General features: G+C 68.7%; 24 protein-coding genes. 9 read left to right on the forward strand and 15 right to left on the reverse strand.

What is annotated here, in order from left to right; genetic code table 11:
- The first annotated feature begins 59 nt into the window (after positions 1-59).
- Positions 60-3,677, forward strand: coding sequence for an AsmA family protein (locus J2S76_RS14285; protein ID WP_307061259.1), 3,618 nt, complete (start codon positions 60-62; stop codon positions 3,675-3,677).
- 35 nt (positions 3,678-3,712) lie between these two features.
- Here the strand turns inward: J2S76_RS14285 and serB are convergent, their stop codons facing one another.
- Positions 3,713-4,606 (reverse strand): phosphoserine phosphatase SerB, encoded by an 894-nt coding sequence (gene serB / locus J2S76_RS14290; RefSeq protein ID WP_307061261.1) that lies wholly within the window; start codon positions 4,604-4,606, stop codon positions 3,713-3,715.
- Between the two features lie 50 nt (positions 4,607-4,656).
- Between serB and miaA the strand changes: the two genes are divergently transcribed.
- On the forward strand, positions 4,657-5,607 hold the full coding sequence (gene miaA, locus J2S76_RS14295) for a tRNA (adenosine(37)-N6)-dimethylallyltransferase MiaA (protein WP_307061263.1): 951 nt from the start codon (positions 4,657-4,659) through the stop codon (positions 5,605-5,607).
- 3 nt (positions 5,608-5,610) lie between these two features.
- Here the strand turns inward: miaA and J2S76_RS14300 are convergent, their stop codons facing one another.
- The 3 genes from J2S76_RS14300 to purE form a co-directional block, all read right to left on the reverse strand.
- Positions 5,611-6,597, reverse strand: a complete 987-nt coding sequence (locus J2S76_RS14300) for a protein-methionine-sulfoxide reductase heme-binding subunit MsrQ (protein ID WP_307061265.1) — start codon at positions 6,595-6,597, stop codon at positions 5,611-5,613.
- Positions 6,598-6,737: 140 nt separating this feature from the next.
- A complete protein-coding gene (locus tag J2S76_RS14305) occupies positions 6,738-7,829 on the reverse strand; it encodes a 5-(carboxyamino)imidazole ribonucleotide synthase (RefSeq protein WP_307061267.1) in 1,092 nt (363 codons plus the stop codon).
- Complete coding sequence (gene purE / locus J2S76_RS14310; protein WP_307061269.1) at positions 7,826-8,335, reverse strand: 5-(carboxyamino)imidazole ribonucleotide mutase; 510 nt, start codon at positions 8,333-8,335, stop codon at positions 7,826-7,828. Before purE ends, J2S76_RS14305 begins: the two co-directional genes overlap by 4 nt.
- A 297-nt stretch (positions 8,336-8,632) precedes the next feature.
- On the opposite strand from purE, the gene J2S76_RS14315 reads away from it, so the two are divergent.
- Together J2S76_RS14315 and mepK are read left to right on the forward strand one after the other, a co-directional pair.
- Positions 8,633-10,729, forward strand: coding sequence for a L,D-transpeptidase family protein (locus J2S76_RS14315; protein ID WP_307061272.1), 2,097 nt, complete (start codon positions 8,633-8,635; stop codon positions 10,727-10,729).
- A 265-nt stretch (positions 10,730-10,994) separates the two neighbouring features.
- Positions 10,995-12,710 carry a peptidoglycan L,D-endopeptidase MepK gene (gene mepK, locus J2S76_RS14320; protein WP_307061274.1) on the forward strand — a complete coding sequence of 572 codons (1,716 nt, stop codon included), beginning with the start codon at positions 10,995-10,997 and terminating at the stop codon, positions 12,708-12,710.
- A gap of 85 nt (positions 12,711-12,795) precedes the next feature.
- Here mepK and J2S76_RS14325 read toward each other — a convergent pair whose 3' ends face one another.
- The 3 genes from J2S76_RS14325 to J2S76_RS14335 all read right to left on the reverse strand — a co-directional run bounded on the left by J2S76_RS14325 (position 12,796) and on the right by J2S76_RS14335 (position 14,452).
- Positions 12,796-13,080, reverse strand: coding sequence for a DUF2312 domain-containing protein (locus J2S76_RS14325; protein WP_307061276.1), 285 nt, complete (start codon positions 13,078-13,080; stop codon positions 12,796-12,798).
- A gap of 194 nt (positions 13,081-13,274) precedes the next feature.
- Complete coding sequence (locus J2S76_RS14330) at positions 13,275-13,577, reverse strand: DUF1244 domain-containing protein (protein ID WP_307061278.1); 303 nt, start codon at positions 13,575-13,577, stop codon at positions 13,275-13,277.
- Between the two features lie 26 nt (positions 13,578-13,603).
- Positions 13,604-14,452, reverse strand: coding sequence for an N-formylglutamate amidohydrolase (locus J2S76_RS14335; RefSeq protein WP_307061280.1), 849 nt, complete (start codon positions 14,450-14,452; stop codon positions 13,604-13,606).
- Positions 14,453-14,627: 175 nt separating this feature from the next.
- Here J2S76_RS14335 and J2S76_RS14340 point away from each other — a divergent pair, with 175 nt between their 5' ends.
- Positions 14,628-15,920 carry a glycerate kinase type-2 family protein gene (locus J2S76_RS14340; protein ID WP_307061282.1) on the forward strand — a complete coding sequence of 431 codons (1,293 nt, stop codon included), beginning with the start codon at positions 14,628-14,630 and terminating at the stop codon, positions 15,918-15,920.
- 115 nt (positions 15,921-16,035) lie between these two features.
- Positions 16,036-16,467 carry a DUF1036 domain-containing protein gene (locus J2S76_RS14345; RefSeq protein ID WP_307061565.1) on the forward strand — a complete coding sequence of 144 codons (432 nt, stop codon included), beginning with the start codon at positions 16,036-16,038 and terminating at the stop codon, positions 16,465-16,467.
- Between the two features lie 136 nt (positions 16,468-16,603).
- On the opposite strand, the gene J2S76_RS14350 is transcribed toward J2S76_RS14345, so the two are convergent.
- From J2S76_RS14350 to J2S76_RS14375, 6 genes are all read right to left on the reverse strand, one after another.
- Complete coding sequence (locus J2S76_RS14350; protein WP_370874754.1) at positions 16,604-18,175, reverse strand: Do family serine endopeptidase; 1,572 nt, start codon at positions 18,173-18,175, stop codon at positions 16,604-16,606.
- 135 nt (positions 18,176-18,310) lie between these two features.
- Positions 18,311-18,496 carry a DUF2065 domain-containing protein gene (locus J2S76_RS14355; RefSeq protein ID WP_018387751.1) on the reverse strand — a complete coding sequence of 62 codons (186 nt, stop codon included), beginning with the start codon at positions 18,494-18,496 and terminating at the stop codon, positions 18,311-18,313.
- Between the two features lie 12 nt (positions 18,497-18,508).
- Positions 18,509-19,444, reverse strand: coding sequence for a protease modulator HflC (gene hflC / locus J2S76_RS14360; RefSeq protein WP_307061284.1), 936 nt, complete (start codon positions 19,442-19,444; stop codon positions 18,509-18,511).
- Positions 19,441-20,595 (reverse strand): FtsH protease activity modulator HflK, encoded by a 1,155-nt coding sequence (gene hflK, locus J2S76_RS14365; RefSeq protein ID WP_307061568.1) that lies wholly within the window; start codon positions 20,593-20,595, stop codon positions 19,441-19,443. Before hflK ends, hflC begins: the two co-directional genes overlap by 4 nt.
- 180 nt (positions 20,596-20,775) lie before the next feature.
- Positions 20,776-21,054 (reverse strand): ribbon-helix-helix domain-containing protein, encoded by a 279-nt coding sequence (locus J2S76_RS14370; protein WP_307061286.1) that lies wholly within the window; start codon positions 21,052-21,054, stop codon positions 20,776-20,778.
- Complete coding sequence (locus J2S76_RS14375; protein WP_307061288.1) at positions 21,051-21,239, reverse strand: DUF4169 family protein; 189 nt, start codon at positions 21,237-21,239, stop codon at positions 21,051-21,053. The genes J2S76_RS14370 and J2S76_RS14375 overlap by 4 nt, the downstream gene beginning before the upstream one ends.
- A gap of 401 nt (positions 21,240-21,640) precedes the next feature.
- Here J2S76_RS14375 and fumC point away from each other — a divergent pair, with 401 nt between their 5' ends.
- Together fumC and J2S76_RS14385 are read left to right on the forward strand one after the other, a co-directional pair.
- Entirely contained in the window at positions 21,641-23,032 is a 1,392-nt protein-coding gene (gene fumC, locus J2S76_RS14380; RefSeq protein WP_307061290.1) for a class II fumarate hydratase, read from the forward strand.
- 132 nt (positions 23,033-23,164) lie between these two features.
- Complete coding sequence (locus J2S76_RS14385) at positions 23,165-23,785, forward strand: Spy/CpxP family protein refolding chaperone (protein WP_307061292.1); 621 nt, start codon at positions 23,165-23,167, stop codon at positions 23,783-23,785.
- 122 nt (positions 23,786-23,907) lie between these two features.
- On the opposite strand, the gene J2S76_RS14390 is transcribed toward J2S76_RS14385, so the two are convergent.
- Positions 23,908-24,387 carry a GNAT family N-acetyltransferase gene (locus J2S76_RS14390; protein WP_307061294.1) on the reverse strand — a complete coding sequence of 160 codons (480 nt, stop codon included), beginning with the start codon at positions 24,385-24,387 and terminating at the stop codon, positions 23,908-23,910.
- Between the two features lie 54 nt (positions 24,388-24,441).
- A complete protein-coding gene (locus J2S76_RS14395) occupies positions 24,442-25,236 on the reverse strand; it encodes a thymidylate synthase (protein ID WP_307061296.1) in 795 nt (264 codons plus the stop codon).
- A gap of 183 nt (positions 25,237-25,419) precedes the next feature.
- On the opposite strand from J2S76_RS14395, the gene J2S76_RS14400 reads away from it, so the two are divergent.
- On the forward strand, positions 25,420-25,737 hold the full coding sequence (locus J2S76_RS14400; protein WP_131837037.1) for a hypothetical protein: 318 nt from the start codon (positions 25,420-25,422) through the stop codon (positions 25,735-25,737).
- The last annotated feature ends 20 nt before the right edge of the window (positions 25,738-25,757 follow it).

Genomic DNA, 25,757 nt, shown 5'->3' on the forward strand with positions numbered 1-25,757 from the left:
TAGAGTGTTCCGGTATCCGCCAGGCGGCGGGAACCGGGGCCGAAAGGCCGGAGGAACGTGTGCAGAACCTGCTGTTGACGATTGCGGGCGCGATCATATTGGCCGTTGCTGCGGCCTTTGCGGCGCCGTTCGTCGTCGACTGGTCGCAATGGCGCTCGACCTTCGAGGCGCAGGCGGCCCGAACGCTCGGCGCTCCTGTCATCATCCGGGGCCCGATCGACGCGCAGATCCTGCCGACCCCGCGCGTGGTGCTGCGCGACGTGTCGATCGGTCTCGATGGCGGCGGCACCGGCATCACCGTGGCGGAGCTTTCCGGTCGGCTCAATCTGGGCGCGCTGATGCGCGGCGAGGTGGTGGCCGACCATGTCGGCCTGCTGCGCCCGCGCGCCCGGCTCGTGGTCGACACGACAGGCAAGCTCTCCCTGCCCACCGGCGTCACCCGACCGGGCGGTTTCAGCATCGCCGGGCTCTCTGTCACCGAGGGCAGCTTCGAAATCCTCGACCGCGCCAATGAACGCACGCTGAAGCTCGACACGGTCGATCTTACCGGAGAAGTCGGCGGGCCCACTGGCCCGGTCAGGCTGGAGGGTGAGGCCAATGCGGCCGGTCTGCGCCGCCGGGTGCGGCTCAATCTGACGCAGTTCGCCGCCGACGGCACCGCCAAGCTGCGCCTCGGCGCGCAGAATGTCGGCTCGCCGCTGAGCGTCGATGCGGATGGGGTGCTGAGCCTTGCCGGCGGGGCGCCGAGCTTTCGTGGCCGGGCGGCGCTGGTGCGCGCCGCGCCGACTTCCGCGCCTACGCCCGCCACGGGCGGCGCCGGTGCCGACATGCTCAAGGCCTGGAGCCTGTCGGCCAAGGTGGAGGCGACGCCGCAGGCGGTTGCCGCCACCGATCTGAGCCTGACGCTCGACGCCGCCGAGAGGCCGGTGGCGCTTTCCGGCTCCGCCCGCCTGGTCGGGGCGGGGCCGGGCAACCCCGATTCGCGGCTCGACCTCACCTTGGCGGCGCGCCAGCTCGATCTTGGCGCCATGACCGGCGGCGCGACACCGCTGGCGGCGACCGACGCGCTGGCCCGCCTGCTGGCGCCGCTGGCCGATCTCGCGGTCGTGGGCTCGCTCGATCTGTCCAGCGACACGGTGCTGCTCGCCGGGTCGGCGGCGCGTGACGTGAAGGCGGGTCTGGATTGGTCGCCCGGCGGCTGGCGCGCGCGCACGCTGGAAGCGCGGCTGCCCGGCGGGGCCCATGTTGCGCTCTCCGGAAGCTTGCCGCGGGTGGCTGGGACCCGCGATCCAAACGCCGCCCTGTTCGGCGGCAGCGGGGTGCTGGAAGCGCAGGATCTGCCGGCCTTCGTCGCCTGGGCGGTGCCACAGGCAAGCGGGCTCGTCGCCAGCCTTCCCGCCGGCGCGGCTCGGCTTTCCGCCGAGCTCAGCGTCAGCGCCGGCGGCTTTGCGCTGGACAAGATCGCTCTCTCGGCTGGCGAGAGCCGGTTTGCGGGTACGGCTGCCTATACGCTGCCCCCAGCCGGCGGGCGTGGACGGGTCGACGCGGTGCTGACGACCTCGGATGTCGATGTCGACGCACTGCTGCCGCCGATTCAGCGCCTTGTGAACCTCGGCCTGGGAACGACGGATCTCAATCTCAGCCTCAGCGGCCGGCAGGTCCGTCTTGCCGGGGGCAGTGCCCGCAGCCTGGACGTCATCCTCAAGGGTGGGGCCGACGGGCTCGGCATCGAACGCCTCGCCATTGAGGATTTCGCCGGGCTCGACCTCACCGGCTCCGGCCGGCTTGCCGCGTTTGGCGGTGGCAATGCCCGCTTCGCCGCCAAGCTCTCAGGGCCCCGTGCCGATGGCCTGCCGGGCCTGGCGGGCGCCTTCGGCCTGACCCAGATCCAGTCTTTCCTCACCGCGACGCAGGCAAGCCTCGCGCCGGTGGATCTCACCCTCACCCTGGTGTCGCAGGGCGGACGCACCACGATCGATGCGGACGGCCGGCTCGGCGGTCTGTCCGGTACCGGACAGATCGGCTTCGGCGCCGATGGCAAGCTCAGCGGGCGCGCCGCGCTCGATGCGCGCGATGGCAGCGCCGTGCTCTCCGGCGTGGGCGTGCCGGGCCTGCGCCCCGCTCTTGGCCCGGCCCGCCTCGTGCTTGATCTCGATCAGCGGATCGAGGCGACGCTCGAATTCGCCGGGGCACGCCTGCGCGGCGAGGGCACGGCGGCACTGGACGCCGCCGGCCGCCTCGACCCGACGCTCGCGCTGACGCTGGAAAGTGCCGACCTGACGGCGCTGCTGCCGCAACTGGCGGCGGCCGGCGCGGGCGCGGTGCCGGCTCGGTTCACCGGCAAGCTCGGCCGGGAAGGAGAGGGCTGGTGGATACGCGAGCTTTCCGGCGCGCTGGGGGAGCAGCGGCTCGACGGCGGCCTCGCCTATATTCCGGGCGAGCCGGTGCGGGCGGAGCTCGCCATGCCGCGCTGGAGCGTCGCGAGGGCGCTGGGGCTCGTCGTCGGCGCCTCTGACGCGGGCGAGGCGGAGGGATGGTCGCGGGCACGCTTCGGCCCGGCTCCGCTCTCCACCCTTGCCGCCGAGCTGAAGCTCAGCGTCGAGCGCTTCGATCTTCCTGGTGGGCTGGCGCTCGGCGAGGCGAAGATCGCGGCGCGGCTGACCGCGGGACGGCTCACCGTGGAGAGCGTCACCGGTTCGCTGGCCGGCGGGTCATTCTCCGGCAAATTCAATCTCGCGCGCGCCGGCGAGGCCGTGCAGTTTGACGGCCGGCTGGGCCTGACCAGCGCCGACAGTGCCGCGCTCTTCGCCGCCCTCGGCGTGACCCAGCCGAAGCTGCGCGGCCGTCTGAGCACGACGCTGGACATGACCGGGCGGGGCAACTCGCCTTTCGCGCTGGCAAGCCAGCTGCAGGGGCAGGGCAGCCTCGGCATCGAGGGGCTGGAGGTCGACCAGAGCGACCCGAAGGCGCTGCACTATGTGATGCTGGCGACCGAGCGGGGGCCGCCACCGGACCAGCAGCGCCTGGCGCAGCTGCTGAGCGACGGCCTGGCGCGCGCGCCGCTCAAACTGGCGCGGGTGGAGAGCGCCGTCAGCGTGGTCGACGGCGTGGCACGCACCAGCGCCGCCCGGCTGGCGATGGGCGAGCAGCGTTTCGGGCTGAGCGGGGCGCTCGATATTCCCGCCCTGAGCTTCGAGGCCACGCTGGAGATGCAGGACGTCGCCAGTGTGGGCCTGCCGGCGGCTCCGGCGGCGGCTGTGCAGTGGCGGGGCCCACTTGCGGCGCCGGAGCGCCGTTTCGACCTGACGGCGCTGAGCACCGCCATCAACATGCGGGCGCTGGAGCGGGAGACCAAGCGGCTGGAGGCAGAATATGGCCGCACGCCGCTGACCGATGGCGGCGAGGCGACGGACACCCCGCCGGTGCGCCGGCCCGCCCCCGCCCCGCAGGCGGCGCCGCGCGCGGCCGCCCCGAATGCCGCGCCGCGGCGGGTGCCGGCAACACCGGCCGTCCCGCGCGTGCCGGGCAGCCCGGCCGTGCCGCCGCCTTATTATGGGCAGTATACCCCGCCAGAGGCGCTCGCACCGGGCAGCGCCGCGCCGCCGCTGGCCCCGCCGGTGGACATTCCCAATGACCCGCTGCGCAACCGCATCATTCTGCCGCCACTTGCGCCGTGAGGCCGGGGCAGGCCATTCGCGCCCGGCGCGCCAGTTCAGGCGTCGACGAAGTCGTGGGCCGCGTAGCCCTGGAGATAGAGCAGGGCGGTGAGGTCGCCATGGTCGATGCGCACCTGCGCCGCCGCCGCCACCGCCGGCTTGGCGTGGTAGGCGACGCCGAGCCCGGCCTCGCCGATCATGGCGAGATCATTGGCGCCGTCGCCGACAGCGAGCGTTTCGGCAGGAGCGAGGCCGAGGCTGGTGCGCCACTCGACCAGCGAGGCCAGTTTGGCCTCGCGGCCGAGGATCGGCTCCTCGACCAGGCCGGCGAAGCTGTCGCCATCGGCGATCAGCACATTGGCGCGGTGGTCGTCGAAGCCGATCATCGCCGCGACGCGCTCCGTGAACAGGGTGAAGCCGCCGGAGACCAGCAGCGTGCGGGTGCCATGCGCCTTCATCGTCCGCACCAGTGCGGTGCCACCTGGGGTGAGGCGGATTCGCTCGGCGATCACCGTGTCGACCACGGCGAGCGGCAGGCCTTTCAGCAGCGCTACCCGCTCGCGCAGCGCGGGCTCGAAGGCGATCTCGCCGCGCATGGCGCGCTCGGTGATGGCGGCGACATGCGCCTTCATGCCGGCATAATCGGCCAGTTCGTCAATGCACTCCTGCCCGATCATGGTGGAATCCATGTCGGCGAGAAACAGCTTCTTGCGCCGTCCCTCGGCGGGCAGCAGCGCCACGTCGACCGGGGCGCCGGCCAGTGCCGTGCGCAACGCCGCGATGTCGGCCGCGCCGGCATGCTCGATCTCGGCGGCGATGCCGGGATTGAGCCACCGCGCCGCGCCGGGGGCGGGCAGGGCGGCGCGGGCACGGGCAAGCAGCGCGTCATCCACCACGGGGGCGGCCGGGTGCGCGATGAGGACGACGATATGGGACAGGGATTCGGACATGGCTGCGACTGGGACCTTGCCGCCGGGCCGGCGTCGGGCAAAAAGGCAGGATGGAAACCCGGAAGAGCGAGGCGGACGTGACCGCGAGAGCTGCGCGCCCGCGCGCCGTGCTTATTGCAGGACCGACTGCGAGCGGCAAGTCGGCGCTGGCGCTTGACCTCGCCGAGCGCACGGGCGGCGTGGTCATCAACGCCGATTCCATGCAGGTCTATCGCGACCTCCGGGTGCTCTCGGCGCGGCCGACGCGAGAGGAAGAGGCGCGGGCGCCGCATCGGCTCTACGGCCATGTCGACGGGGGTGAGGACTATTCGGTCGCGCACTGGCTTGACGAGGCGGCGGCCGTGTTGGGCGAGGCGGAGCGCGCGGGCCGCCTGCCGATCTTCACCGGCGGCACCGGGCTCTATTTCAAGGCGCTGACGCAAGGTCTCTCGCCAATCCCGGCCATACCGGCTGAGATTCGCGAAAGGGTGCGCGGTCTTGGCCTCGACGCGCCGGACCTTTATGCGCGGCTGGCGGCGGTGGACCCGGAGACGGCGGCGCGACTGCGACCGTCCGACACGCAAAGGCTGATGCGGGCGCTGGAGGTTTACGAGGCGACGGGCCGCCCGCTGGCACGCTGGCAGGAGGAACGGGGCGAGGCACCGGTGCTGGCGGCGGCGGAGTGCGTGCGGCTTTTCCTCGCCACCGACCGGACGGCGCTGCGGGCACGCATCGCCGAGCGCTTTCACGCCATGATGGGAGAGGGCGCGCTGGAGGAGGCGCGGGCTCTGCTGGCGCGCGGCCTGCCGGCGGATCGCACGCTGCTCAAGGCGCACGGCATGCCCTGGTTCGCCCGCCATCTCGCCGGCGAGATTCCGCTGGAGGCGGCGGTGGAGGGGGCGATCCTCGACACGCGGCACTATGCCAAGCGGCAGGACACCTGGTTCCGCCACCAACTGGAAGGCTGGACCGCGCTGCCTAAGGAAGACGCGGCCGCGTTTCTGGCGCAGGCGGTGGGGTGAGGCTCAGGCCCGCGCCGTACGCCTCGCGGGGAGCGGGCGCAGCCGGAGCACGATCTCGCTCGCCAGCGCAACGCCGAGGCCGGCACCGGCGACCCACCAGCTCGGGCTGATGGCGTAGGCGAAGGAGAGATTCGCCGCCAGCACCCGCGCCGGGTCGATGCCGGTGGCGGCGGCGTACCAGCCCGCCTCGATCAGCGCGGTCAACAGCCCGGAGGCGGCAGCGAGCGCCGAGAGGTTCAGAAAGCCGGTGCCGCGCCCGTAATGCTGCATCATCCGCCAGCCCATCAGCCAGACGAAGAAGCCGGTCATCAGCACCGGCTGGGTCACGTCGAGTTTCTGCTGCATAAAAAAATGCAGCAGGGCGAGCGCGGTGGCGGGATAGACCAACTGGTGCAGCCGGTTCCAGCGCGGCCCGCCCAGCCCGCGGATGGCGCCGTCCCAGGAGGTGGCCGACAGCGCGGCGAAGGCGAGCAGCGCGACGAAGCCGATGGTGAGATAGATGCGCAGCACGATCTCACTGGCCGCCGTGGCGAGGCTGCCAGTGTCGACGAGATAGACAACGAAATGCACGCCGATGAGGAAGGCGGCGCCGAGCCCGAGCGTGCGCCGCGTGAGCAGCAGCTTCGGCCAGTTGAACAGCCGACGCGCCGGCGTGACCGCGAGCGAGATGAGCAGAAGACGCACCGCCCAGTCGCCGACGAACAGGATGATCTGGATCAGCGGGCGGGCGCCCAGCGCCGCTTCGCCCCCCAGCGCCCCGCCGGGCGCAGGACCGCCCAAACCCGGCCCGCCGAGACCGGGGGCGCCGAGACCGGGGGCGCCCAAACCCGGCGCATCCAGTCCCGGGCCACCAAGGCCGGGGGCGTCCGGCGCGGCGAAGCCGCCGCCGAGCGCCTGAGCCAGCAGCAGGCCAAGGGGGAAGAGGACGACCAGCAGCGCGCCGATCTTCTCGGGGCTGAGCTTGCCGGAATTCTCGCGCAGGAAGGGCATGGACGGTCCGCTGGGGTCGATGACGGGGCAGTTCCCCGCCTATACGCCCGCAGCGGCGTCCGTATTTCAACAGCGGCGCGCACGATGGCGTGATGGATCGCCGCGCCTCCGTGCAAACGGAGAAGGAGCCGCCTGCGCCCTCACTCCTCGAAAATGCGCGTCACATGGCCCATCTTGCGGCCGGGGCGGGCTTCGGCCTTGCCATAGAGGTGCAGATGCGCGCCCGGCTCGTCCAGAATGGCCTGCCAGTCGTCGGCCTCGTCGCCGATGAGATTGGTCATCTCGACCTGGCCGAGCCGCTCCACCGCGCCGAGCGGCCAGCCGGCAATGGCCCGCACATGCTGCTCGAACTGGCTGGTGACGGCCCCGTCCAGCGTCCAGTGGCCGGAATTATGCACGCGCGGGGCGATCTCGTTGACGATCACCCCCTGCGCGCCGTCCACCACCACGAGGAACATCTCGACCGCGAACACGCCGACATAGCCCAGCGCCTCGCCGATGCGGCGGGCGATCTCGCGGGCCACCGCATCCACCGCCGGTGTCACGTCGGCCGGCACGGTGGAGCGGTAGAGAATGTGATGGCGGTGCTCGTTCTCCGTCACCTCATAGGCCTTGAAGCGGCCGTCCTCGGTGCGGGCGGCGACCACCGAGACTTCGCGCTCGAACGGCACGAAGCCCTCCAGTATCGAGGGGTGGTGGCCCACCGCCTTGAAGGCAGCGGCGGCATCGTCGCCCTCGCGGATGATGATCTGGCCCTTACCATCATAGCCGAAGCGCCGGGTCTTCAGCACGGCCGGGCGGCCGATCTCGGCAAGCGCGGCTTCCAGTTCCGCCACGTCCTGCACGGCGGCGAAGGGCGCGGTCTCGATGCCGAGGCGGGAGACGAAGGTCTTCTCCTCCAGCCGGTCCTGGGTGATGCCGAGCGCCCGCGCGCCCGGATGCACCGGCACATGGCGGGAGAGGAACTCGGCAGTGTAGACCGGCACGTTCTCGAACTCATAGGTGACAACGTCGACCGCCTTGGCGAAGTGCTCCAGCGCGGCGAAGTCGTCATAGGCGGAGCGGGTGTGGGTGCCCGCGACATCGAAGGCCGGGCTCCCCTCCTCGGGGGCGTAGATATGCGTCTTTAGCCCGAGAGGGGCGGCGGCAAGGGCGATCATGCGGGCAAGCTGCCCGCCGCCGAGGATGCCGATCGTGTCGCCGGGGGCGAGAATGCGGGAAGGGAAGCTCATTCCGGGCGCTCCGTCACGGCGGCGGTGCGCGCCGCGCGCCAGGCGTCCAGTCGGTTCGCCAGCGCCTCGTCGTTGAGGGCGAGCACGGCGGCCGCCAGCAGCGCGGCGTTGGTCGCCCCCGCCTTGCCGATGGCGAGCGTGCCCACCGGGATGCCGGCCGGCATCTGCACAATGGAATAGAGGCTGTCGAGGCCGGACAGCGCCTTCGATTCCACCGGCACGCCGAACACCGGAAGCGAGGTAAGCGAGGCGACCATGCCCGGCAGATGCGCGGCGCCGCCGGCGCCGGCGATGATGACCCGGGTGCCGGCCGCGCGCGCCCCCTTGGCGAAGGCGTACATGCGGTCCGGCGTGCGGTGGGCCGAGACGATGCGGCACTCATGGCCAATGCCGAGCGCATCAAGCGTTTCGGCAGCATGGCGCATGGTTTCCCAGTCGGACTGGCTGCCCATGATGATGGCGACGGGTCGATTGTCGGCGGCCATCCCGGCCGTCAGGTCGCTCATTCTGTCTATCCGCACCTTTAGGGAAAGGCGGGGATTATAGGAATCGGCGCCTTGGGAGCAAGGGAAGATGACAGCCAAGCCGGGTGGAGTTTGCCGGGAGACCGGTGGCTGCGGCAAGGATATGCTTAACAGAGCCTTTACCAAGCCCCGGCAAAGTGGCGGCCGAGAGATTCCCGGAGGATCCCCCTGCCGTGTTCGTGAGTTGAACCGTCTGTGGGCTGTGGTCAGATCGTCGCCGAATCCCTGCCGGGAAAGGCGAGGCCGGTCTGTCCGGGGCGGGAACAAGCGGAGAAGTCGATGTCCGGTCGCGGCGTAACGGGTAAGGGCGAGGGGCGCGGCGCGGTTCGCCCGAGGGCGGGCGCGGCGCGGCTGCTGACGGTGGCGGGTCTCGCCTTCGCGGCGGCCGGCAGTAGCGGCCTTTCCGTCATGGCGCAGGAAAACGGCATGGCGACCATGGGCAGCGCCATCGCCATTGACCGCGCCGGCGAGGGCACGGGCGACAGCCTCCCCGCTTTTAATTCTGACGCGGCGGGAATTCTGCGCTCCGGCGAGGCGGCGGCGGCATTGCCGGCGATTGCCGCTGACGATCAACCCTTCGATGCGACCGATCCGCGCCGTCCCAGCCCGGCACGCAGCGCGGCGCTGGCGCTGCAAAGTCCGGCCGCGCCCCTTGGCGCTGAGGTGGCTGCCGAGCCTGGGGCGGTGGTTCCATCCGCCGCACCGACGGTGGGCGATGGCGCGCCCGGCCTTGGCGAGGGCACGAACGGCACCGCGACAGAAAGTGGTGCCGCACCCGGACCGGCTCTGGCGGCTCCAGCCGTGTCGGCAGGCGAGACGGCATTTTCAAAGCGCCTCGCGGCCATCGTCGCGAGCGAGCTGGCGCGCTTCGCCGCCCGGTCCGCCGATCGAGAGGCGCTCACCGCCTATTACACGGCGCGGAACTTTCAGCCCGCCTTTACCGGGGAGGGCGGTCTCGCTCCGATTGGGCAGGTCGCGCTCGACACCTTCGCTGTGGCTGGGGCGGAAGGGCTCGATCCCGCCGACTACGCCGTGCCGCCCTTGGCTGCCAATGCCGATGCGGCGCAGCTCGCCGAAACCGAGATGCGGCTGGCGGCGACGACACTGCTCTATGCGCGCCACGTGCAGAGCGGCCGGTTCGATCCCAAGACGCTGTCCAAGGATGTCGACCCGAGCCCGACCGTGCCGGATTCGGCGGCGGTTCTCGCGCGAGTCGCCGATGCGCGCGATCCGCAGGATGCACGGGCGGCCCTTGCCAGCTTCGCCCCGCAATACGACCAGTACCGACTGCTGAAGGAGCAGCTGGCGCAGCTGCAGGCTCAGGGGCAGGTGGTGTCCCACGCCCCCATTCCTCCCGGGCCTTCGCTGCGGCCTGGCGAGAGCGACCCGCGCGTGCCGCTGCTGCGCGCCCGTCTCGGCGTCGGCGTCGATGCCGGTGCGCAAGAGGGCGACGAATTTTATGATGACCGTCTGGTGGAGGCGGTGCGGGCCTTCCAGCGCCTTGCCGGCCAGTCAGTCGACGGCATTGTCGGCCGCGGCACGCTGGCGGCGCTGAACGATGCCGGCGCTGATCCCATTCCAGACATCATCGCAAATATGGAGCGCTGGCGCTGGCTGCCGCACGAGGTCGCCCCAGCCTATGTGATGGTGAACATTCCGGAATTCATGGTTCGAATCGTGGTGGACGGGAGTCCCGTGCACGAGACCCGCGTGGTGGTCGGCAAACCGGAAACGCAGACGCCGATCCTCAGCGAGAGCATGCAATATGCGGTGTTCAACCCGTCCTGGCATGTGCCGCCGAGCATCATCCGCAACGAGATGCTTCCCAAGCTGAGGGCGGACCCCTACGCGCTGGTGCGACAGGGCATCGATGTGGTGCGCAATGGACGGGTCATCGATCCCGGTACGGTGGACTGGCGTCGCGCCGGCACGCAGGGCTATTCGTTCCGGCAGGAGCCGGGCGAGCGCAATGCGCTGGGGCGCATGAAGTTCATGTTCCCCAACAAGCATTCGGTCTATCTGCACGACACGCCGAGCCGGGCCCTGTTCGCCCGTGATCGCCGCGCCTTCAGCCATGGCTGCGTGCGCGTGCACGAGCCGATGGAATTCGCCGAGGCGCTGTTCGCCCTCGGCCGGCCGGGCGAGGGCTGGAGCCAGCAGCGGCTGTCGCGCCTGCTCGGCGGCGACGAGAAATCGCTGCCGCTGAAAAATAAATTTCCCGTCCATCTCGTCTATTTCACCAGCTTCGTGGACGGAAACGGACGATTGGTGACGCGCGAGGATCTCTACGGCACCAACGCCGCCACCAAATCGGCGCTCGGTATTGGCGGCGCGCGCCAGTTTGCCGATCGCCGGGCGGACACGGTGCGGCGCTGAGGTCGAAAAGGCAGCTCCGCACCAGCGCGCTGTGGCTCTATGGGCACGGTCGAGCATAAACCGTGTCCGAGCGTGGTAATCCCTCGCGAATTTGACTGCGCGGCACTCTTTTGCCACAGTCGGTTTCTAGTCCGAAAGGCAATAGGCGTGGGGGCGGGGTCGTAATGACCTCTTAACCAAACCCGACAAGACTATGTTCACCAAGCGCGGTCCGGGCGCTCCTGCCCGTACCGTCTCAGGAAACGTTGATATCGGGTCCCCGTCCTTGCGCATCACCCTTGCCCTCCGCTCGTCGAAATTCGCCAAGGTCGCCGCCATCGCGGCGGTTGCCACGCTGTGCGGCGCCGATCTGCTGCAGGACGCGGTGGCCAATGGCGACACGCGCACGCTGACCTTCCATCACGTTCACTCCGGCGCCAACGCCACCGTGACCTTCAAGCGCAATGGCCGCTACGACCCGGCGGCGCTGAAGCAGCTCAACGTCCTCATGCAGGATTGGCGGCGCAAGGAATCCATCGACATGGATCCCCGGCTGTTCGACATCGTCTGGGAAGTCTATCGCGAGGTCGATGCGACGCAGCCGATCCAGGTGATCGGCGGCTACCGTTCGCCGGCGACCAACGCGATGCTGCGCTCGCGCTCGCGCGGCGTCGCCCAGACGAGCTTGCACACCCAGGGCAAGGCGATGGACTTCTACATTCCGGGGGTCTCGCTGGCGAAGGTGCGTGAGGCGGGGCTGCGGCTGCAGCGCGGCGGCGTCGGCTTCTACCCAACCTCCGGATCGCCCTTCGTGCATATGGACACGGGCGGCGTGCGCCACTGGCCGCGCATGAGTCGGCCCGAGCTTGCCCGCGTCTTCCCGGACGGCAAGACCGTTCATGTCCCGGCTGACGGCAAGCCGATGTCCGGCTACGCCTCCGCCCTGGCCCAGGTCGAATCGCGGGGCAGCGAGCCGGGCGGCGCCGGTGCCGCCTTCGCCGGCCTTCCCGGCGGCAATGATCCCAAGCGCCGGGTGGCGGCGAACGGCGCTCAGCCGAAGAACATTTTTGCCGGCCTGTTCACCAAGGACAGCGACGACGAGGAAGAGGCAACGCCGGCGGCCGCGCCTGCCGAGGAGGCACCGGCCCGGGTTGCGGCGGTGGCGCCGGCCCCGCCTGTCCCTTCCGAGCCCCAACAGGTGGCGCTGGCCGCTGCCGTCCCCACCCCCATGCCCCGCCCGGCGCTGCCGGCCGCGCCGGCGCCCGCCGTCGCATCGGCTGCTGCGCCGATCGCGCCCTTCGAGGTGGCCTCGCTCGGCGCGGTGCCGCTGCCCCAGCCCAATCCGCTGCCGCGCGGCGCGGTGGCTTCCGTGGCGGCGCCAGCCCCCCGTCCCGTCGCCTCGCGCGTCGCGCCCAGCGACAGGGCCGATCTCGCGGCGCTTGCCGCCGCCATTCCGCTGCCGGGCACGCCTGAAGCGACCAATAACCGGCAGATCGCCAGCGCCCTCTCCGGCGCGCCGCTGCCCCAGACCCGCCCCAGCGAAATGGGCGGGCTGCCGGAAGTGATCGTGCGCGGCACCAATGGCGAAGGCCCGGCGCTTGCCTATGCCGACGCCGCCGGCAGCGTGTTCACGGCGCCGCGGCTCCAGCCCGGCCGCGCGCCGGAGGTCGATACGGCGACCGCCCGCGCCGCCCGTCCCGCCGGGGCGCCGGCCACGCAAGTCGCGCAGGCGCGTAAGCCTCAGCCCTATTCGCAGGCCATGGTCGCGGAAATCCGCCGCCTGTTCAGCGGCCCCAGTGTTTCCGGCAAGGTCTCCATGCACCTTCCCGAGCTCCGCCGTTTCGCCGCCTTCGTGCTGCCGCCGCGCCGCATCGTCGCCGCGCAGTTCAGCCGCGACGGCGCCAAGGGTCTCTCGACCACGCAATTCTCCGGCGAGGCGGTAGTGGCGGTGCCTGTGGTGGCAATGATGACCGGCCCCGCCCCGCTCAAGAAGGCGCTCTAAGTCACCACGCCAAACGGAACGGGCGGCCACTGGCCGCCCGGTCGGTCTGATCGGCTGGTTGGTCGACGCGACGCTTCCGCCGCAATCAGCTCGGGCTGAGCATGCCGAGCGCTTGCATATAGAGGTCGACGATCGCCTCGTGCTCGGCGCGCTGGTCGGCATCCTGCTTGCGGATCTTCAGGATCTCCCGCAGCGCCTTGGTGTCGAAGCCGGTGCCCTTGGCTTCGGCGAAAACATCCTTGATGTCGTCGGCAATGGTCTTCTTTTCCTCCTCAAGGCGCTCAATGCGCTCGATGAAGGATTTGAGCTGCTCCTTGGCGAAGCCGGCGGCGGCATCGGACAGGGGCTGGTCGTTCGGAATATCGGACATGTGGTCTCCAGGGCATCGGGCGGGGCCCGGCGTCTAGACGGCAATTCGGGCGGCGATAGGGAGCGCAAGCCGGGCGGGTCGTCAAGGCAAAGGCGCGTTCCGCTTGCGCCTCGGGGCCGGCTAACCCCGCTATCCACCGGCAATCCACGTCCGTGCGGCGCCCGTGCGTTTCAACTCCGCGTAGCGGCGCGGCCTCAATGGGCGCCGGGACCGGGGAAGGCGGCCTTCTGCTCGGGCGTGGCCTCGCTCTGGTGGCGCGCCTTCCACTCTTCATAGGGCATGCCGTAGACCGCCTCGCGGCTCTCGTCCTTGCTCAGCGGCACGGCGCGCTCCTTTGCCGCGTCCAGCAGCCAGTTGGACAGGCAGTTGCGGCAGAAGCCGGCCATGTTCATCAGCTCGATATTCTGCACGTCGGTGCGCGCCTGCAGATGGGCGACGAGCCGGCGAAAGGCGGCGGCCTCCAGCTCGGTGCGGGTCTTGTCGTCGAGATTGGACATCGAAATCTCCCGGGTAGGTCTTCCGGTCAGATGGGGGGTACCGGGCCGGTCCGCGAGCCATAGGCCCGCGCTTCATGCAGCTCGGGCCGGGCGAGGATGTCCGGAAGCAGGCCGGCGAGCCGGTCGGCCCAGGCGCGCTGGCCGTCGACCTCGGCGATCAGGTCCTGGCGGATTTCCAGCAGCGTATTGGCCAGCCCCCTTAGTGTCGCGTGGCGGAACAGGCAGTCGCCACGCAAGGCTCCGTCATAGGGCTCGTTGTCGCCGACGATGAGGTCGCCCGGCGCCTCCAGCGCGTCGATGAGCTCGCGGGTGAAGCGCGGGTCGCTGTCCCACAGCACGGCGGCGTGCCAGGGGCGGGCGAGCCCGCGCCACACCGGAGTGAAGCTATGCAGCGAGAGCAGCACGGGCACGACACCTTGTTCCAGCGCTGATTCGATCTCGGCGTGAATGGCGTCGTGATAGGGACGGTGAAACAGCGCCAGCCTGCGTTCGATCTCTACCTCGTCGGCATGGCGGTTTCCCGGGATCACCGCGCCATCCGACAGGCGCATGACCAAAGTGGGGTCGTCCTCGCCGCGATTGGGGTCGATCAGCAGGCGCGAAAACCGCGAGAGCACGGCGGGGCAGCCGAGACGATGCGCCAGCATGCGGGTGACGCCGGCGGCGCCGATATCATAGCCGATATGTCGTTCCAGCTCGGCCTTGGGCAGGCCGAGCGAGCCATAGCCGGGCGGCAGCGCGTTCGAGGCATGGTCGCACAGCAGGATCAGCCCGGCCGCCAGCGTTCCCGGAACGCGCTCGAAAGCGGGGAACGGCACCGGGGCGCCGGCGACGCTGTCGGTTGTGGCGGAGTCTTCCGTCGAAAGGCGGCGCATAATTGCCCGTGAGCTGAAGCGAAGTGTTCAAGAGGATATCGACGTGAGCCCTGCCGTGCCATAGGAATACGCCCGTTTCGCGTCGCGCGGCGGGGATTCGCGTTCGCGCGCAATAAGCAATGGCCGGGCAATGGACCGGCAGGAAGGGCCCCTTCGGGGGGCGGGCAGGGTGGTGATGACTGAGGTTTCGGCGCGTAACTTTCTCGATCGCCTGTTTACCGCTGCCGTTGCGGCCGCGCATCCGTCCACCTGCCTGCCGCCGGCGCTGCCGCCGCCTCCCGCCCAGGGCCGCCTGATTCTGCTCGCCGCCGGCAAGGCCGCCGGTTCGATGCTGGAAGTTGCCGAGCGGCATTATCTCGACGAGATGGGCGTCGATCCCGCCCGGCTGGTCGGCATCGGCGTCGCCCGCCATGGCTATGGCCGCCCCACCCGCCAGCTGGAGATGGTCGAGGCCGGCCATCCCGTACCTGACGCGGCGGGCCTTGCCGGCGCGCAGACGGCGATCGACCTCGCCGCTTCCGCCACGGCCGACGATCTTGTGCTGGTGCTGCTCTCGGGCGGTGCTTCGGCCAACTGGATCGCCCCTGCCTTTGGCGTCGAACTCGACGACAAGCGGGCGCTGACCCGCGCGCTGCTGCGTTCGGGCGCCAACATCACCGAGATCAACACGGTGCGGAAGCACCTCTCGCGCATCAAGGGCGGCCGGCTTGCGGCACTGGCCCAGCCGGCGCGGGTGGTGACGTTGTCGGTTTCCGACGTGCCGGGCGACGACCCGGCCGTGATCGGCTCGGGCCCGACGGTGCCGGACCCGACGACACTCGCCGAGGCGCGCGACGTGCTCGCCCGCTACCGCATCGACCCGCCGCCTTCCGTTGCGGTGGCGCTGCGCGATCCGGCCAATGAATCGCCCAAGCCCGGCGATCCTGCCTTTGCCGGTTCCGACTATATTCTGATCTCGCGCCCGGCCGATTCCTTCGTCGCCGCTGAGAAGATCGCCCGCGAGGCCGGCATCGAGCCGGTATTGCTCGGCGACAATCTTGAGGGCGAGGCCCGCGAGGTGGCGCAGGCGCAGGCGGCCAAGGCCAGGGAACTGAAGGCGGCGGGCCGCAAGGCGGTTTTGCTCTCGGGCGGCGAACTCACCGTCACCATGCGCGGCCAGGGCCGGGGCGGACCCAACCAGGAATATGCGCTGGCGCTGGCGGTGGCGCTCGAAGGGGCGGCGGGCATCTATGCGGTGGCCGGCGATACTGACGGCACCGATGGTGGCGGCGGCGACGCTTCCGACCCCGCTGGCGCCTATGTGATGCCGGACACGCTGGCGCGGGCGAAGGCTTTGGGTCTCGATCCTGCCGCCTTTCTCGCCAATAACGATTCAACCAGCTTCTTCGAGTCCCTCGGGGATCTGCTCACACCGGGGCCGACCTGCACAAACGTCAATGATTTCCGAGCTGTTCTCGTCGACGAGTGACACTGTCTCCAGAGGCGCCGCCTCTGGCGCGACCCGTCGGAGCGGCGCGCTGCGGCGCGCCTTCACTCGCGTCCTGCTGCCGGCCGTGCTGGCGGGGCCGGTTCTCGCCGGGCTGATGCCGGCGCCGGCGGCGGCCGATTTCCGACTGTGCAACCGCTCCAGCAGCCGGGTCGGCATCGCGCTCGGCTACAAGGACGGCAATGCCTGGTCGACCGAGGGCTGGTGGAACATCGGCGCCAATAGCTGCGAGACGCTGTTGCGTGGCGATCTGGTGGCGCGGTTCTATTACGTCTACGCCATCGACTATGATCTCGGCGGGGAGTGGTCCGGCAAGGCCTTCATGTGTACCCGCGAGAAGGAGTTCACCATTCGCGGCATCCAGGACTGCCTGGCGCGCGGCTTCGACCGCACCGGCTTCTTCGAAGTCGACACCCACGAGCAGAAGAGCTGGACCGTCCAGCTGACCGAGAGCAAGACCTCCCAGGCCGAGGCCGGCGCAGCGCTGCCGCCCGGCGCGCTCGCGCCCTTGCCGCCGCCGCGGCCCTGAGTGCGTCGCGACAGCATTCTGCGGTCTCTCGCGCCGAGTTTTGCAGACCAGCACCCCGGAGCTAGGCTCCAGGGTGCTGGTGTCACAGCAATATCAGGCGAGGTGCCCGGCGACTGGGCGGATCAGGCGGCGGCGATCACTCGATCGGCAGCGCGGTGAAACGGATCTGCCCCTCGGGATCGGCCACCATCAGCAGGGCTGAGCGGCGGCCCTCCTTCTTGAGTGCCGCCAGGCGATTTTCCACATCGCCGGGCGTCAAGGTGGCTTCCTGATTGACCTCGACGATGAGGTTGCCTGCCGCGATGCCACGCTCGGCGGCCACGGAGCCGGCATCGACCGCCATCACCACCACGCCCTTGAGTTCGTCCTTGATCTTGAAGCGGGTACGCAGCTCCGGAGTGATCTCCGCCATCTCGACGCCCATGAGCTTGCGGGTCGTCACCGGCGGCGGCGTATCCGGCTTCTGTTCCGGCGTTTCGGCGGCGCTGGGCGCGGCCGTGCCCTCGTCAAGCCGGCCGACCACCAGCTTCAGCGTCTCCTGCTGGCCCTTGCGGATGACGACGACCTCCACCTCCTTGTCGACCGGGGTGTCAGCAACGATGATCGGCAGGGCGCGAATGTCGCGTACCTCCTTGCCGTCAAAGCTGACGACGACGTCGCCGGCCTTCAGGCCGCCCTTGGCGGCGGGGCCGTCCTCGTTCACCGAGCCGATCAGCGCGCCGCGCGCGCGATCGAGCGAGAGGCTCTCGGCGATTTCCGGCGTGACCTGCTGGATGCGGACCCCGATCCAGCCGCGCCGCGTCTCGCCGAACTCCTTGAGCTGGGCGATGATCGGGATGGCGGTGTTGGAAGGCACGGCGAAGCCGATGCCGATGGAGCCGCCGGAGGGCGAGATGATGGCGGTGTTGATGCCGACCACGTCGCCTTCCATGTTGAACAGCGGGCCGCCGGAATTGCCGCGGTTGATCGCCGCGTCGGTCTGCAGGAAATTGTCGTAGGGGCCGGAATTAATGTCGCGGTTGCGGGCGGAGATGACGCCGACGGTGAGCGTCCCGCCGAGGCCGAACGGGTTGCCGATCGCCATCACCCAGTCGCCGACGCGCAGAATGTCCGAATTGCCGAACTTGACCGCCTTGAGCGGCTTGTCGGGCTCTGGCGTCACCTTGAGCAGTGCAATGTCGATCTTGGTGTCGCGGCCGACGATCTCCGCCTTCAGCTTCGAGCCGTCGGCGAAATTGGCATAGACCTCGTCGGCATCGGCGATGACGTGGTTGTTGGTGACGATGAAGCCGCTTGCGTCGATGACGAAGCCCGAGCCCAGCGAGGAGACGCGGCGCGGCGCCTGTTCCTCGCCCTGCTGCTGGCGGCGCTTGAAGAACTCCTCGAAGAACTCCTCGAAAGGCGAGCCTGGCGGCAGTTCCGGCGTCGGTACGCTGCGCGAGGGGGCGACGGTCTGCGAGGTTGAAATGTTGACCACCGCATCCATGATCAGGGCAGCGGTGTCGGCCACCGTGTCGGGGCCCTTGGCGGCGGCGGCACGGGCCTCGAGCGGCATCAGGGCCAGCGGTGCGGCAAGGCTGAAGGCAATGAGCGCGGCGGCGAGGCGGCGCGCCGTGCGGTGCGGCCAGGGGAAGGAAAAGGCCCGTTCCAGGGCAGGAAGCGCGATGTTGGAACGCTTAAGGCCGGGGCCTTCAAGGCAGTTAGTCATGAAGCCTCCTTGACGCCGCCACGCGGATCCGGGCGGAACGGCCCGAAATTCATTGGCCGTTGCTTCAGACGCTACCCGCCGCAAGATGCGATGCAAGCCAAAAGAGCGCGAGGCGGGGCACGCGGCCCCGCCTCTTTATCCTCGGATCAGCCAGACGATGGCAAGGCCCAGGATGGCACCGACAATGCCGGCCACCCGCAGGGGCGAATCGGTCAACTGCGTGATTGCATCGGCGGATCGGCGTACCGCCGCCGGGGCGGCGGCAAGCACCAAGCCTTCGATAACCAGCACGAGGCCGAGCGCGACGATGAGATCATACATCGTCGCGCCGCTTTAGTTGGCGGGCGCGAGCGGCGCGGCCGGAGCCGTCGGCGCAGCCGCCGCGCCGGGGGGCGTGGCCGGGCGAGCCGCCGGATTGCCGAAGAACCGGAAGAACTCCGAATCCGGCGCCAGCAACATACGCGTGTCCGAGCCCTTCAGGGACGCCTCATAGGCCTGCATCGACCGATAGAAGTCGAAGAAGCCGCGGTCCTGATTATAGGCCTGCGCGAAGATCTCATTGCGCTGGGCCTCGCCCTCGCCGCGCAGCTGGTCGGCGGTGGCATTGGCTTCGGCGACAATGATCGTGGAGTCGCGGTCGGAGCGGGAGCGGATGGTCTGGGCCGCTTCGGCGCCCTGCGCGCGAATCTCGGAGGCTTCGCGCTGACGCTCGGTCTGCATGCGCTGGAACACCGCCTGGCTGTTGGCCTCCGGCAGGTCGGCGCGACGGATGCGGACATCGATGACATCGATGCCGAAGCCGGCCGCCTCGCGATTTACCTGGTCGCGAATGCGCGCCATCAGCGCCTCGCGTTGGTCGCGTACCACCTCGATGAAGGTCGATTCGCCAAGCACCCGGCGCAGCGACGAGTTCAGGATGGTGGCGAGGCGCGAATTGGCCGCGTCGATGGTGCCGACCGACTGATAGAACCGCAGCGGATTGACGATGCGGTAGCGCGCGAACGCGTCGACGACGAGACGCTTCTGGTCGGCGGCGATCACCTCCTGCGAGGGATTTTCGAGGTCCAGAATGCGCTTGTCGACGAATATCACGCTGTCGACCAGCGGGATCTTGGCGTGCAGGCCCGGCTCCTCGATGACCCGGATGGGCTCGCCGAGGCGCAGCACCAGCGCCTGCTGGGTCTGGTAGACGCTGAAAAGGGCCGAGAACAGGCCGATGAGGACGACGGCGACGAGGACCGCCAGAACGAGACCGAGGCTGTTCCTCATTTCGCGGCTCCCTGAGCGGCCGCCGGAGCGGTGGTGCTGCCCGTGAGCGGAGCGAGGGGCAGATAGGGGACGACGCCGGAGGAGCCGCCCGCCGCAGGATCGATGATCACCTTGTCCATTCCGCCGAACACGCGTTCCATTGTTTCAAGATAGAGGCGCTGGCGCGTGACTTCGGGCGCCTTCTGGTACTCGCCCAGAACGCTGAGGAAGCGCGCCGCCTGGCCTCTTGCCTCGATGATCGCCCGTTCCTTGTAGCCCTCGGCACCCTGGGTGATGCGCGCGGCGTCACCTCGGGCTTCCGGCACCACGCGGTTGGCGTAGGCCTGGGCCTCGTTCTGCAGACGCTCGGCGTCGGCACGCGCCGCCTGGACGTCGCGGAAGGAATCGATCACCTGCGAGGGCGGATCCACCTTCTGCAACTGGACCTGGGTGATGAGAACGCCGGCCTTATAGCCGTCCAGCGTGCGCTGCATGAGTTCCTGCACCGCCGTTTCGATGTTCTGGCGGGCGCCGGTGAGGATCGGCTGAATGTTGGTGCGGCCGACCACCTCGCGCATGGCACTTTCGGCCACGGCCTTGATGGTGCCTTCCGGGTTCTGGACGTTGAACAGGAAGTTGGCGGCTCCGACATCCTCTGTCGACCCGGCGGCCGCGGGCTTTACCATCCAGAAGACGGCGAAATCGACGTCGACGATGTTCTCGTCGCCGGTCAGCATCAAGCTCTCTTCCGCCACATCGCGCATGGCGGCGCCGCGGCGCGGATCATCGCCGGTACGAATGCCGATATCAATGCGATTGACGCGCGTGACCTGCGGGGTCAGCACGGTCTCGATGGGATAGGGAAGATGGTAGTTCAGGCCGGGATTTGTGGTCCCGACGAATTTTCCGAAGCGCAGCACCACGCCTTGCTCGTCAGGTTCGACCCTGTAGAAGCCCGAGAGCAGCCAGACGACGATGGCCAGAGCCACCACCACCACGATGCCCTTGCCGGTGCCGAAGCCGCCCGGTATCGCCGTCCGCAGCTTCTCCTGACCACGACGGATCAGATCTTCAAGGTCAGGAGAATTCGGTCCCGACGATTGCGGACCAGTGCCCCAGGGGCCGCGCGGACCACCGCCCCACGGCCCGCCGCTCTGGTTCTTCCATGACATTCCGCGCCAACTCCGTTTGCGCGCCCGGCTTGTCCGGGCTCGCAAGCGCAGAACCGGCAGACGCCACCGTGCAAGAAAACCCGCGCCTCGCCGTCCGAACGACGTGACGAGGCGGTTATAGGTGACGAGGCATCAGGTTACAACGCGCCGCCACCTCCCGATATGGGATCTAGTTCGGGTTTACGCAACGGTAGAGCGCAGGGATCCATTGCGCTCGGAGTGTTCCACCGCCTCGCGGCCGGGCGCGGGGCTGCGGTAATGCGCCAGGACATAAAGCCGGATCGCCGACGACAGGTTGCCCTGATTGCGTCCGGAATCGATCGAGGCGACGATTTCCGACAAGGTGCTGCGCCGATTGGCGGCAATCTCCTTGAGGGCGTCCCAGAACTGGTCTTCCAGACTTACACTGGTCTTGTGCCCGGCAATCACGATTGACCGCTTAACCACGGGGCTCTTCATGTCTCGTCCTCTCGTATGCGCCTATGCCCTTCAAGCATTTTTTCCTGCTTTCGTTCCTCGGCCGCCTCCAGCTCGCGCTGATACTTTGGACGGCCAAACTCCAAACGCCGGGCGGCGGCGGTTTGTTCCGCCTGCTCGCGGGCGATCCGCTTGCGATGGCGGTTGAGATTTACGATGTCGCCCACGGGCGCCGGCCTCCAATGAAAGGGGGACGCAGAATCGGCGCGTCGGGCTTTATTAGTTCTCTCATAATATCGGTGAAAATGGCTCATTCCAAGAATTTGCAGCTACGTGGTACGCGGCGGCCGTCGCGGGTAGCGCTGGCTGAAAGCGTTGCGGGTAGCCGGCTGTTGAATGCCGCCGGCGAAATTGCGGTATCAAGGTACGCCATAAACAGGGGCGAGGCCGGCCCTGAAGGGGGTACAGGTCACGCAGTTGTGATCTGTGTCCTGGGAACCTTGCGGGAGGCTGGCGTCGGTTCTGCGCCGCATTTCGTCCCTCGGCGCCGCGTGCTAAACCGCCGCGAGGATCGAGGCCCTCTCACTGGGCCATCTTGACGCACCCGACGTCCGAAAGGCTTTGACCGATGAGCACTACCCGCATCGAAACCGACACGTTCGGGCCCATCGAGGTGGAAAATGACAAATATTGGGGCGCACAGGCGCAGCGCTCGCTCGGCAATTTCAAGATCGGCTGGGAAAAGCAGCCGCTGCCGGTGGTCCGGGCGCTCGCCATCGTCAAGCGGGCGGCGGCAGAGACCAATCGCGACCTCGGCCATCTCGACGCGGCACTTGCCGACGCCATCATCGCGGCAGCGCAGGAGGTGATCGACGGCAAGCTCGACGCGCATTTCCCTCTGGCGGTCTGGCAGACCGGCTCAGGCACGCAGTCGAACATGAACGCCAATGAGGTGATCTCGAATCGCGCGATCGAGATGCTCGGCGGCACGCTCGGCTCCAAGAAGCCGGTGCACCCGAACGACCACGTCAATATGAGCCAGTCGTCCAACGACACCTATCCGACGGCAATGCATGTGGCCGCTGCCGAGGAAATTGCCCACCGTCTGCTTCCTGCCCTTGCCAAGCTGCGCGATGCGCTGGGCGAAAAGGCTGCGCAGTGGCAGCACATCATCAAGATCGGCCGCACCCACACCCAGGACGCCACGCCGCTGACGCTCGGCCAGGAGTTCTCGGGCTACACCCATCAGGTCGCGACCGGCATCGAGCGCGTCGAGCAGACCCTGCCGCGGCTGATGGAACTGGCGCAGGGCGGCACGGCGGTCGGCACCGGGCTCAATGCGCCGATCGGCTTCGCCGAGAAGGTGGCCGAGCGGATCGCCGCCATCACCGGCCTTCCCTTCACCACCGCGCCGAACAAGTTCGAGGCGCTGGCCGCCCATGACGCGATGGTGTTTTCGCATGGCGCGATCAACACGGTCGCGGTGTCGCTGTTCAAGATCGCCAACGACATCCGCTTCCTCGGCTCGGGCCCGCGCTCGGGCCTCGGGGAGCTGGCGCTGCCGGAAAACGAGCCGGGGTCCTCGATCATGCCGGGCAAGGTGAACCCAACGCAGTGCGAGGCGCTCACCCAGGTCTGCGTGCAGGTGTTCGGCAACAATGCGGCCCTCGGCTTTGCCGGCAGCCAGGGCCATTTCGAGCTGAACGTCTACAATCCCGTCATGGCCTATAATTTCCTGCAGTCCGTGCGCCTGCTCTCGGACGCGGCGATCAGCTTCACCGACAATTGCGTCGTCGGCATCGTGCCGCGCGAAGACAACATCAAGGCGGCGCTGGAGCGCTCGCTGATGCTGGTGACGGCGCTGGCACCAAAGATCGGCTACGACAATGCCGCCAAGATCGCCAAGACTGCGCACAAGAACGGCACCACGCTGCGCCAGGAAGCGGTCGGTGGCGGCTATGTTACCGACGAGGAGTTCGATGCTGTTGTGCGGCCGGAGAAGATGATATCTCCCCGTTAATAACTATTCATGAATCTGAACGCCTATTCATCTTCATTTCTGAAGGTAATTCAGGTTCATTACCGAAGTTTCATTTGAATCTTTCGGCGCCATGACCCAGCATCGGCCTCACCTTCACAGGAGATGAGGCCGATGAAAGGTACGATCATTGCTGCAACGGCTGCTGCCCTTCTCGCCGGTGTGACCTTTGGCGTGGCGGCGCCGAAGCCGGGTGGCCCCGATCACCCGCGCCCGAGCGTCGAGCAGATGGCCGAATTCGCCGGCGCCATGAGCGACGCGCGCATCGCCGCCCTGAAGGCGGGGCTGCGGCTGACCGCCGAGCAGGAGAAGCTGTGGCCGGCGGTGGAGACCGCGCTGCAGGAGGCTGCCAAGGAGCGGATGGAAAATCGCGCCGAGCGTCGCGCCGAACGCGCGGACAAGCCCAAGGGCGAGCGCCCCGACGTGATCGCGCGGCTGCGCGCACAGGCCGATGGCATGGTCGAGCGCGGCCAGATGATGAAGAAGGTCGCCGACGCGGCCGCCCCGCTCTATGACAGCCTCGACGGTTCACAGCAGCGTCGCTTCGCCATCCTGTTCAAGCAGATCGAGCATCCGCGCATGGCGTCCGGCCGCGACGGCAAGGGCCACGGCCCGCATCGTGCCGGCCCCGGCGGACACGGTCACGACGGCCCGATGCACCACCGCATGCCGCCCGGCCCGATGGACGACGGCCCGGACGGGCCGGAGGCGGGTCCGGAGGCCGAGCCGCTCTGAGCGGGGGCAGCCGCCGGCACTCCACGCTCCTCCATCGCATCAGCCGCCGGCGTCTCGTCGGCGGCTTTTTCGTGCGTGCCTTTGCTGGGGATGCTCTTGAACACGGCGTCGGTGCAGGCTTGTCAGTTCGCGGCGAGCCTCTCGAGTGCCTCGCCGCTGACGCGCTGCATGGTCCAGGCGTCGAGCGGGACGGCGCCGACCGAGCGGTAGAAGCGGATCGCGGGGGCGTTCCAGTCCAGCACGTTCCACTCAAACCGCCCCAGCTCCTCGTCGATGCACCGCCGCGCCAGAAGCTGCATCAGCGCCTTGGCGATGCCACGCCCGCGAAATTCCGGGCGCACGAAGATGTCTTCCAGGAAGATGCCCTGCCGGCCGCGAAAGGTGGAGAAGGTGTAGTACCAGAGCGCGAAACCGGCCGGCGCGCCCTCCCACTCCGCGATGTCGCAGAACACACGCGGCTGCGGCCCGAAGAGCGCACGGACGAAATCCTCCTCGCTCGCCTCCACCTCATGCAGCAGCTTTTCGTAGTCGGCGAGTTCGCGCACGAAGGCGAGGATAAGCGCGGCGTCTTCCCGCTGGGCGGGGCGCAGGGTGAGGGCCATGGGGGGTCTCCGCTTCCGTCTTCACGTGTGCCACGCCGGCAAGGCCTGGCGGCGTCACACCGCCACCTTCGCCTTGATGGCCGGGTGCGGGTCATAGCCTTCGATGGCGATATCTTCGAAGCGGAAGGCGAAGAGGTCGTGCACGTCAGGGTTCAACTGCAGACGCGGCAGGGCGCGCGGCGCGCGCGAGAGCTGCTCGTGCACCTGGTCGAGGTGGTTGAGATAGATGTGGGCGTCGCCGAAGGTGTGAACGAAGTCGCCCGCTTCCAGCCCCGTCACCTGCGCCACCATGTGGGTGAGGAGGGCGTAGGAGGCGATGTTGAACGGCACGCCGAGGAAGATGTCGGCCGAGCGCTGGTAGAGCTGGCAGGAGAGCCGCCCGTTCTGCACATAGAACTGGAACAGGCAGTGGCAAGGCGGCAGTGCCATGACAGGCACGTCGGCCGGGTTCCAGGCCGAGACGATCAGCCGGCGCGAATCGGGGTTGCGGCGGATCTCGGCAACCAGCTGCGCGATCTGGTCGATCACCCCGCCCTGCCCATCCGGCCAGGAGCGCCACTGATGGCCGTAGACAGGGCCGAGGTCGCCATTGGCGTCCGCCCATTCGTCCCAGATCGAAACGCCGTTTTCCTTGAGATAGGCGATGTTGGTATCGCCCGCGAGGAACCACAGCAATTCGTGGATGATGGAGCGCAGGTGCAGCTTCTTCGTGGTGACCAGCGGAAAGCCCTCGCCAAGGTCGAAGCGCATCTGGTGGCCAAACACCGATAGTGTCCCGGTGCCGGTCCTGTCGTCCTTGCGCGTGCCCTCGCGCAGCACCCGTTCCAGAAGCTCGTGATAGTTCCGCATGCCTATGGTTCCCGAGGCGTTCATGCCCGCTACATATAGCACGCGGCGCCGCCGGCACACCCGGCAGGCTGCCATTCGGCCCGGCGTCCCCAGCAAGCCCATGCCGCGCCCGGGGCGGTAACGGGGAACATTCCCGGCAGGCTCGACTTGTCCCGATGCGACCAAAGTCTGAGGGAGGACGCAGTGACCAAAAGCACCGACGCGCTCAACACCGATCTACACCGCCTGCGCATGCACCTGAACCTTTTGGAGAAGGATGCGACGCACCCGCTCGACTTCACGGTGGAGCATTCTCACACGGCGCCGGCGCTGGTGCTGCGCGAGGGTCAGGCACTACGCAGTGCCCATTCCGACGTGCGGCTCGACTATGAGATGATGCGCCAGATCTTCATGGAGACGCTGCGGACAGAGATTGCCGCGCAGGAGGAAAAGCTGCTCGGCACCAATGGTGGAAACCGGCCGATCGAGCATCTGCAATATGGCGACCAGACCGAGGCCTAGCCTTCAAGGGGAAAGGAAGG

The organism is Ancylobacter vacuolatus (assembly GCF_030813595.1).
Classification (GTDB): domain Bacteria; phylum Pseudomonadota; class Alphaproteobacteria; order Rhizobiales; family Xanthobacteraceae; genus Ancylobacter; species Ancylobacter vacuolatus.

Excerpts from the sequence above, each read along its gene's own strand:
- serB (WP_307061261.1), bottom strand. The coding sequence starts at position 4,606 with ATGTCCGAATCCCTGTCCCATATCGTCGTCCTCATCGCGCACCCGGCC.
- miaA (WP_307061263.1), top strand. The coding sequence starts at position 4,657 with ATGGAAACCCGGAAGAGCGAGGCGGACGTGACCGCGAGAGCTGCGCGC.
- J2S76_RS14300 (WP_307061265.1), bottom strand. The coding sequence starts at position 6,597 with ATGCCCTTCCTGCGCGAGAATTCCGGCAAGCTCAGCCCCGAGAAGATC.
- J2S76_RS14305 (WP_307061267.1), bottom strand. The coding sequence starts at position 7,829 with ATGAGCTTCCCTTCCCGCATTCTCGCCCCCGGCGACACGATCGGCATC.
- purE (WP_307061269.1), bottom strand. The coding sequence starts at position 8,335 with ATGAGCGACCTGACGGCCGGGATGGCCGCCGACAATCGACCCGTCGCC.
- J2S76_RS14315 (WP_307061272.1), top strand. The coding sequence starts at position 8,633 with ATGTCCGGTCGCGGCGTAACGGGTAAGGGCGAGGGGCGCGGCGCGGTT.
- J2S76_RS14325 (WP_307061276.1), bottom strand. The coding sequence starts at position 13,080 with ATGTCCGATATTCCGAACGACCAGCCCCTGTCCGATGCCGCCGCCGGC.
- J2S76_RS14330 (WP_307061278.1), bottom strand. The coding sequence starts at position 13,577 with ATGTCCAATCTCGACGACAAGACCCGCACCGAGCTGGAGGCCGCCGCC.
- J2S76_RS14335 (WP_307061280.1), bottom strand. The coding sequence starts at position 14,452 with ATGCGCCGCCTTTCGACGGAAGACTCCGCCACAACCGACAGCGTCGCC.
- J2S76_RS14340 (WP_307061282.1), top strand. The coding sequence starts at position 14,628 with ATGACTGAGGTTTCGGCGCGTAACTTTCTCGATCGCCTGTTTACCGCT.
- J2S76_RS14345 (WP_307061565.1), top strand. The coding sequence starts at position 16,036 with ATGCCGGCGCCGGCGGCGGCCGATTTCCGACTGTGCAACCGCTCCAGC.
- J2S76_RS14350 (WP_370874754.1), bottom strand. The coding sequence starts at position 18,175 with ATGACTAACTGCCTTGAAGGCCCCGGCCTTAAGCGTTCCAACATCGCG.
- J2S76_RS14355 (WP_018387751.1), bottom strand. The coding sequence starts at position 18,496 with ATGTATGATCTCATCGTCGCGCTCGGCCTCGTGCTGGTTATCGAAGGC.
- hflC (WP_307061284.1), bottom strand. The coding sequence starts at position 19,444 with ATGAGGAACAGCCTCGGTCTCGTTCTGGCGGTCCTCGTCGCCGTCGTC.
- hflK (WP_307061568.1), bottom strand. The coding sequence starts at position 20,595 with ATGTCATGGAAGAACCAGAGCGGCGGGCCGTGGGGCGGTGGTCCGCGC.
- J2S76_RS14370 (WP_307061286.1), bottom strand. The coding sequence starts at position 21,054 with ATGAAGAGCCCCGTGGTTAAGCGGTCAATCGTGATTGCCGGGCACAAG.
- fumC (WP_307061290.1), top strand. The coding sequence starts at position 21,641 with ATGAGCACTACCCGCATCGAAACCGACACGTTCGGGCCCATCGAGGTG.
- J2S76_RS14385 (WP_307061292.1), top strand. The coding sequence starts at position 23,165 with ATGAAAGGTACGATCATTGCTGCAACGGCTGCTGCCCTTCTCGCCGGT.
- J2S76_RS14390 (WP_307061294.1), bottom strand. The coding sequence starts at position 24,387 with ATGGCCCTCACCCTGCGCCCCGCCCAGCGGGAAGACGCCGCGCTTATC.
- J2S76_RS14395 (WP_307061296.1), bottom strand. The coding sequence starts at position 25,236 with ATGCGGAACTATCACGAGCTTCTGGAACGGGTGCTGCGCGAGGGCACG.